This is a genomic window from Mitsuokella jalaludinii DSM 13811, assembly GCF_000702905.1.
In the GTDB taxonomy this organism is placed as follows: domain Bacteria; phylum Bacillota; class Negativicutes; order Selenomonadales; family Selenomonadaceae; genus Mitsuokella; species Mitsuokella jalaludinii.
Map to the genome: position 1 here is coordinate 1 of NZ_JNKR01000056.1, position 2,875 is coordinate 2,875.

The 2,875-nt window shown below is 60.8% G+C and carries 5 protein-coding genes; 1 reads left to right on the forward strand and 4 read right to left on the reverse strand.

The window, feature by feature from the left end:
• Positions 1-250: hypothetical protein (locus tag T518_RS12265; protein ID WP_211248229.1), on the forward strand; the 250-nt coding region annotated here is incomplete at its 5' end.
• 132 nt (positions 251-382) lie between these two features.
• Here T518_RS12265 and T518_RS11115 read toward each other — a convergent pair.
• From T518_RS11115 to T518_RS11130, 4 genes are all read right to left on the reverse strand, one after another.
• Positions 383-1,117, reverse strand: a complete 735-nt coding sequence (locus tag T518_RS11115; protein WP_081828499.1) for an amino acid permease — start codon at positions 1,115-1,117, stop codon at positions 383-385.
• Positions 1,078-1,491: a gamma-glutamyl-gamma-aminobutyrate hydrolase family protein gene (locus T518_RS11120; protein ID WP_051652330.1), complete on the reverse strand. Its 414-nt coding sequence runs from the start codon at positions 1,489-1,491 to the stop codon at positions 1,078-1,080. Before T518_RS11120 ends, T518_RS11115 begins: the two co-directional genes overlap by 40 nt.
• A 165-nt stretch (positions 1,492-1,656) precedes the next feature.
• Entirely contained in the window at positions 1,657-2,376 is a 720-nt protein-coding gene (locus tag T518_RS11125; RefSeq protein ID WP_036378963.1) for a DUF554 domain-containing protein, read from the reverse strand.
• A gap of 26 nt (positions 2,377-2,402) precedes the next feature.
• Positions 2,403-2,786, reverse strand: a complete 384-nt coding sequence (locus tag T518_RS11130) for a GGDEF domain-containing protein (RefSeq protein ID WP_036378965.1) — start codon at positions 2,784-2,786, stop codon at positions 2,403-2,405.
• Positions 2,787-2,875 lie beyond the last annotated feature (89 nt).

The following is a 2,875-nucleotide window of genomic DNA, read 5'->3' on the forward strand; positions in this document are numbered from 1 at the left end:
GGGAAACGGCGTCACAAGAAAGGCAGCGAAGAACGTCGTGGCAAGTTCGTCATATCGCACCCCATCGAAGAGCGTCCTGCCAGTGCAGCGAACAAAACACCAATGGCCTTTTACGGGAGTTCTTCCCGAAAGGCAAGGACATCACGGATACGCCAGAGGATTACATTCAACGGAATTCGCCTCCTATTACCTGGATTCCTTATTCTCGCCGATTGCAGCGGCTTTTGCGGTACAAATTAGGGCGAAATGAGGCTCGGATTGTTGTTTACTAAAGTAGATTCGACGGGATTGGCAAAACTCCTGCCTGCCATCCCCGTCAATCTCCTGCAACAAAAATCCGCCTGACGGTCATCATCGGGGATGACGGTCAGGCGGATTTTTCTCAGCGCTGCAGGTACTGCTTGCGCATGAGAAAGTAGAACGGCACGGCGATCAAGAGGCCGCCGAGGCCGAAGAGGATCTTGTGGAGGTCGGCCTGGACGAGGAGCCAGAGGCTGACGAGGACGGCGATGACGGGTATGACGGGACCAAACGGCACGGGCAGGGTGCTCGGGTGCTCCGGGTCGCGCCTGCGCAGGACGAGGATGGCCAGGCAGGTCGGCACGTACTGGGCGAAGCGCGAGACGACGCTGATGGCGGCCAAGGTCGTGAAGCTGCCCGACAGGGCGATGAGGATGCCGACGAGGGTCGCGAAGAGGATGGCCACGTACGGCGTGTGGAAGCGGTTGTAGCGCGAGAAGATTGGCGGCAGCATGTGGTCGTCGGCGATGGCGACGATGACGCGCGGCGTCAGGAAGGACGAGGCCAGGTTGATGCCGCCGATGGAGACGAGCGTACCGGCGGTGACGAGCAGGCCGCCGCCCGTGCCGAGGAAGACGGCAGCTGCCGTCGCGATCGGCGTCTTCGTCTCGGCGAGGTCCGGGCCGAGCACGCCGATGGACACGGTCATGATGAGGAAGTAGAAGGCAGAGACGAGCAGCATGACGACGACGATGGCGCGCGGGATGTTGCGCCTCGGGTCATCCATATCCTCCGCGGCCTCGGCGATGGCCTCGAAGCCCGTGAAGGCGTAGAAGATCAGGAGCGCGGCCGCGCCGAACGAGAGAGCCCGCGGCAGATACCGAGGATGGGCAGGCCGCGCCGCCTGGCCGCTGCGATGAGCAGCCGGTCAAATGTGTCGCGCACGGGCAGCGTGCTGCCGAGCTTCTCGTGCGGTTCCTCACCCCAGAGCAGCGGGTCGACGTCCCAGCCACCTGAGATGACCAGGCCGTCAACGGCCTCGATCTGCGCCTCGACGATATCTTCCTCATCCGTCACAGGCAGGATCATCGGCACGCCGCCCGCCGAGGCGACAGCCTGCACATAGTCGTCGTTGACGTATGACTTCCCGTATCCCGGGAATATCCCGCCCTCCATGAACATCAGGTTGCCCCCGATGCCGATCCGTTTCTTGCGATGACTCGCTCTCGTATCTTTGCACTCCGTACGCATAACGCCCCTCTTCCTCCCCATCACGCAACATGCATTGTTTACATATTTATATAATAGGTATTGTCATTCATGATTGACAGTGTAACAACTTTACATCGTTCTGTCAAGAAAGAATTTGATGAACGCAAAGAGCCGCCCCAAAAGGGCGGCTCATACAGGCAGCCATCATCCGGCAAGCACCCAGATGACGGCGATGACGAGTGCGGGAAGGAAGTTGGCGACGCGCACGTGCGGCAGGCCGAAGAGGTTCGTGCCGACGCAGAAGATCAGGATGTCGCCGACGGCACTGAGGCTCTTGAGGGCGGCGGGCGTCATGATGGGCTCGAGGAAGCCTGCGGCCAGGAAGATGGCACCCTGAAAGATGCCGACGGACAGGGCCGAGAAGATACAGCCCTTGCCGAGCGTCGCCGTCATGATCATGACGATGACGGCATCGAGGACCGTCTTGGCGAAGAGCACGGACGGATCGCCGAGCAGGCGGTCGTTGATGGAGCCGATGACGGCCATCGCGCCGATGCAGACGGTCAATGAGGCGGTGACGAAGCCGTCGACGAAGCGCGTGTCGCCGCTGCTGCCCGTCTTCCGGCGCAGCCAGATGCCAAACTTCTCCATGCGGTCCTCGATGTTGATGGCTTCGCCGATGAGGGCGCCGCCGATGAGGCTCGCGAGCATGCAGTTCGTGCCGACAAGCGCAAGGCCGCCGCCATCAAGCGCGAGCATCTCCTTGACCGCGCCCGTCAGGCCGAGGAAGATGACGGCAACGGCGCAAGCCATCATGAGCGTCTTCTGGAAGCGCTCAGAGATCAAGCGCCCGCAGCCGAGTCCCAGCATCCCTCCTGCGACAATGCCCGCGACATTTGCTAAAATACCGATTCCTGGAAACAAAACATCACACCTTTCTCAATGACCACTCATCGCTTCTGCCGCCCCTTGTCCTTGTACATCTCCCGGTCGACCTTGGTGATGATGGCATCGATATCCGAGATGGGCGTCATGCACGTGAGGTGGCCGAGCGCGACGCTGACGTTGTTCGCGCGAAACGCATCGCGCAGCGACTGGATGATGGCCGCCGTTTTTTGCCCGTCGGCATGCTCGACGATCATGAGGAATTCGTCGCCGCCCATGCGGAAGACATGGCCCTCACCCGCGCCCTGCTGTGCCCTCTGCATGATGCGGGCCACGGTCTTGATGAGCACATCGCCCGCCTCGTGGCCATGCACATCGTTCATGCGCTTGAGGCCGTTGACATCGCCGAAGACGAAGGCGCACGAGATGCCCTTGGGCAGATTGGTCAACTACCCGCGACTGAAGTCGCGAGCTTGAGGGAATCTTTCGATACCTCAATTTGCTTAGATAGGCCAGGCTTACTGCATTCGCAGTCTTG